This is a genomic window from Flagellimonas oceanensis (assembly GCF_003992595.1).
Classification (GTDB): Bacteria; Bacteroidota; Bacteroidia; order Flavobacteriales; family Flavobacteriaceae; genus Flagellimonas; species Flagellimonas oceanensis.
Genome location: NZ_RZNA01000047.1, coordinates 294,120 through 298,954 on the forward strand (window position 1 = coordinate 294,120; position 4,835 = coordinate 298,954).

Genomic DNA, 4,835 nt, shown 5'->3' on the forward strand with positions numbered 1-4,835 from the left:
GAACGTTAGTGTAGTGGAAGGAACCGAAGCAGGTACCTATACCATCAGTTATACCATCTGTGACGTATTGGATGTGGACAATTGTGATACCGCCACGGTAACTGTAGAAGTGGCACAAGGAATGGGCAATGTGATTGATGCAGTGGATGACAGCTATACAGCTGAAACCGGGGATGGAGGAATGATTCCTGACAGCAATGTACTTTCCAATGATACGTATAATGATGAAGGGGCTACATTTATGAATGTGATTTTGACTTCCGAACCAACAGATGCCCTTGTCATCAATGGGGAAGGGAACGTTAGTGTAGTGGAAGGAACCGAAGCAGGTACCTATACCATCAGTTATACCATCTGTGATGTATTGGATGTGGATAATTGTGATAGTGCTACTGTAACCGTTGAGGTAATACAGGGTAGTGATAATGTAATCGACGCCGTGAATGATAATTATAATTCAAGCACTGGGGGCGTAATTGCAAATAGCGATGTATTGTTCAACGACACCTTGAATGATGATCCAGTATCATTGAACGATGTCATTTTGACTTCGACCCCAACAAACGAGCTCACTGTTAATGAAAATGGTTCCGTAACGGTTGCCCCTGATACAGAGCCTGGAACCTATATTATTGAATACACCATCTGTGAAGCGACTAACCCTGATAATTGCGATACAGCAACCGTTCAAGTTATTGTTGAGGACATTGAGGTAAACCAAATGTTGACACCCAATGGGGATTTGAAAAACGACTTTTTGTTCATACGAGGGGTCGAGTATATAAAATCAAGTTCCATAAAAATATTCAACCGTTGGGGAACCTTGGTGTTCGAAGGCAACAACTATGACAATGTGAACAATGTTTTTGATGGGCGTGTGAGAGGAAAAACAGCACTAAGTGTAAACGATTATCTTCCTGCGGGAATCTATTATTACATATTCAATTATGAAACCGTACAAGGAAGTTTCACGAACTCGGAATACATTTATTTGAGTAGATAACAATATGGATAGCATGATAAAAAAGCATATAATAACTACGTTATTGTTCATTGGGATTATATCCACGGTAGCCATGGCCCAGCAAGATGCCCAGTATACACAATACATGTACAATACATTGAGTGTCAACCCCGCTTATGCAGGTTCAAGGGGGCAACTCAGTTTCGCAGGGCTCTACCGTTCACAATGGGTGGGATTGGACGGTGCTCCAGAGACGTTCACACTGAACCTCCATTCTCCAATCAGAAATAGTAGATTGGGGTACGGGGTCTCCATTGTCAATGACAATATAGGAGATGGTGTAGTACAAGAGACATATCTCGATGCTGTGATCTCCTATACCATTGATGTTTCCATGGATGCCAAATTATCATTTGGATTGAAGGCTGGGGGAAACATGTTGAATTTGGACTTTAACGGACTCAGGAATTTTGACCAAGAAGTCGTCAATCAAAATAATATCGATAACAAGTTCACACCCAATTTTGGACTGGGAATCTATTATCACACAGATAAATTTTACGCGGGGGTTTCCGCACCAAACGTATTGGAATCAGAGTATTTTGATAATGACAATTCAGATGACGGAGTCAACTTTCTGTCAGCTGAACGCATGAACATCTACCTGATTACAGGCTATGTTTTCGATATTGGGGCGGACCTTCAATTTAAACCAGCTTTGCTTACTAAAGCCGTAAGTGGGGCACCTTTGCAAGTTGACCTTTCCGCAAGCTTCCTATTCGCCAATAAATTCAGTTTTGGTGCTGCATATCGCTGGGACGCCGCTGTCAGTGGCTTGGTGGGCTTTCAGGTAACAGACCAGATTATGCTTGGATTGGCCTATGACCGCGAAGTAACCGAATTGGGAGGGACACAGTTCAACGATGGATCTTTTGAAGTGTTCCTGAGATTGGAATTGTTGAAATCCTTCCAACGAACCATATCACCAAGATTCTTTTAATTAATAGGTAAGCATGCTGAAAAGAATACTCATATTATTGATCATCGTTTGTGGAGGTCTTGTTAAACTAACCGCACAACAGGACAGTATTCCCGACAAGCAGATACAAAGGGTCATGGAAAGAGCGGACGAGCGATACAATCAGTATTCCTTTAGTCCAGCTATTGACATCTACAAAAAAGTTCTGGACAAGGGTTACAGCTCTCCCGATTTGCTAAAAAGACTCGGTAATTCCTATTATTTCAATGCCAAGTACCAGGACGCGGCTGAAACTTACAAGAAACTGGAAGCAACCTATCCCGATGAAATGTCCGTTGAGGATATTTTTCGGTATGCACAGAGTTTAAAGTCCATGGGCAATTATGATGAGGCCGAAAAGTTGATGGTGGATTTTAGGGAAATGACCTCGGCCATGTCGGATTTTGATGAAGATTACATGGCCAAAATAGAAAAGAATTCCGGACGCTACGATATAAAGACATTCCCGTACAACAGTAAGTATTCCGATTTTGCCGCTGCGTATTACGAAAAGGGGCTCATTTTTGCTTCCGATCGGGATACGGGTAACTTTGCTAGATATAGACACACTTGGAACGCACGCGACTTTTTGGATCTTTACAAAGTAAATGCCGATAGCGTATCCAACGATAATGTGGTAAAGCTCGAAGGCGATGTCAATACCCGTTTGCACGAGTCCACCTCTGTGGTAACCAAGGATGGGTCGATGATGTACTTTACCCGAAACAACTTTTTTGATGGTAGAAAGAAAAAGGATGAAGAAGGTATTATTCGATTGAAAATATACAGTGCGGAATTAATGGATGGCCAATGGACCAATATCACGGAACTGCCTTTTAATAGTGATTCCTATTCGGTGGCTCACCCTATGTTGAGCCCTGATGGCAAGAAGCTTTATTTTGTTTCCGACATGCCTGGAAGTTTAGGAGAGTCCGATATTTTCGTGACCGAGATCATTGGAGATGGAACCTACGGTCCCATTCAAAACCTGGGAAGCAACATCAATACCATGGCAAGGGAAACATTCCCGTTCATTACCAAGGACGGAGTACTTTATTTCTCTTCCGACGGCCATCAAGGATTGGGAGGGCTGGATGTATTTGCCACAAAAATCACGTACAATGACTATACCCAACCCGTCGTGAATGTGGGTAAGCCCGTCAATACACCAAAGGACGACTTCTCCTTTATTTTCGATTCAGATGAAAAAACAGGATATTTCTCATCCAACAGGGATGGCGGAATGGGAGATGACGATATTTACGGGTTTGTTGAGACCGAACCGTTGACCTTGGATTGTATTCAAGAAGTTACAGGAACCGTTCGAGATCGTATTTCCAACGAAGTCTTGGCAGGAGCAACCGTGAAGATCATCGATGAGGAAAATAATGAAATCTCATCCACTATTACCGATTCCGATGGTAACTATATCCTTATGCTGGATTGCTCCAAGGGAAATTTTGTTAGGGCCTCTAGGGACGGTTATGTCCCTGCAGAAGAATATTTACCCATTTCAGATGGTAAACCGCGTATCGTGGACTTCTATTTGGAGCGTGATTTGGTTACCGGAGGTTTTGGAGACGACTTGGCTAAACTATTGCAGCTGAGTACAATTTATTTTGATTTGAACAAGTATGACATTAGGCCAGATGCCGAGATAGAGATTCAGAAAGTGATTGTGGCTATGGAGAAATACCCAAGTTTGAAGATAAAGGTAAACTCCCATACTGATAGCAGAGGCGTGGATGCTTACAACCTATGGTTGTCACGCAGAAGGGCCCAATCTACGGTTGATTATATGATATCGAAAGGGATATCTCCCGATAGGTTGGAGAGCGAAGGATTTGGAGAAACTCGATTGGTAAACGAATGTGCCAACGGGGTATCATGTTCCGAGGAACAACATCAATTGAACAGAAGATCGGAATTTATCATATTTGAATAAGCCAATACTTAAGAAATGAATAAAAAACGGCCCTTTTTCTGGCCGTTTTTTTATTGCCCAATACAATTTTTAACCATCTGTTTAGGTCCTTGCTTCGTGTAAGATTCAACCTACGCAAGTTGCCGTTAAAATTAGCCTCATCGACGAACCGTCTTAAAAAAATCGTAAAAAAATAAAGGCCTAACCTCAAAATTTGTGAACTATACAGTTCTAATTCATGGGTTCACAACAATTATTTTCCACCCCTAAAAGTGAGGGTAATTTTGTATTCGGTTGAAAATTCGGTGTGTTGAATCACTACTGAATTGTTAGATCAAAGGATAAGAGAATCAACAAAATTACAGCTAATACAATCTTCATTTAATAGTAACCTCATGAAAAAGAGCATTCTAGCCCTACTATTTCTACTTTTTACAGGAATTGCCTTTTCTCAAACCACAGTGACCCTTCAGGACCAATGCAATTGCGAGGTGCTCAAAGGGACAGATGTTTCCAGTGCAGGGGCCATTACTCCGACAGGAGCGGATTTGGGAGATATTTACGTAAACACCAGCTCAGGGACCATATACTTTTGGGATGGTGATTCATGGGAGCTTACAGCCTCCGATAATCAGCAGTTAACAGGTTTTTCTTTTGATGATACTACAAATATCTTGTCACTTTCTTTGGAAGATGGAGGAAACGTAAATGTTGATTTAAGTAGTTTGAAAGATGTCCTTACGGACTCAAATACGACCATAACCTCATTTGATATTGATGGTACAAATACCAATTTGGTAATAACTGATTCTGAAGCCAATTCTTATGCTGTGGCATTGGCAGATTTGGCAGCTTTGATTGATACCAACACCGACAGCCAGGACCTGAGCCTGAGCGGCGACGAGCTGAGCCTTACCGGCGATCCTACA

Annotated in this window: 4 protein-coding genes; all 4 read left to right on the forward strand. The window is 41.9% G+C overall.

Annotation, left to right across the window (positions count from 1 at the left end; translation table 11 throughout):
* Nucleotides 1-1,003, forward strand: a 1,003-nt coding sequence (locus EO132_RS14420; protein ID WP_164732352.1) for a gliding motility-associated C-terminal domain-containing protein, incomplete at its 5' end; no start/stop codon positions are given.
* A gap of 13 nt (nucleotides 1,004-1,016) precedes the next feature.
* Nucleotides 1,017-1,964, forward strand: coding sequence for a PorP/SprF family type IX secretion system membrane protein (locus tag EO132_RS14425; protein ID WP_127138527.1), 948 nt, complete (start codon nucleotides 1,017-1,019; stop codon nucleotides 1,962-1,964).
* Between the two features lie 13 nt (nucleotides 1,965-1,977).
* On the forward strand, nucleotides 1,978-3,927 hold the full coding sequence (locus EO132_RS14430; protein ID WP_127138528.1) for an OmpA family protein: 1,950 nt from the start codon (nucleotides 1,978-1,980) through the stop codon (nucleotides 3,925-3,927).
* A gap of 374 nt (nucleotides 3,928-4,301) precedes the next feature.
* A partial coding sequence (locus EO132_RS14435; protein WP_164732353.1) for a hypothetical protein occupies nucleotides 4,302-4,835 on the forward strand: 534 nt, incomplete at its 3' end.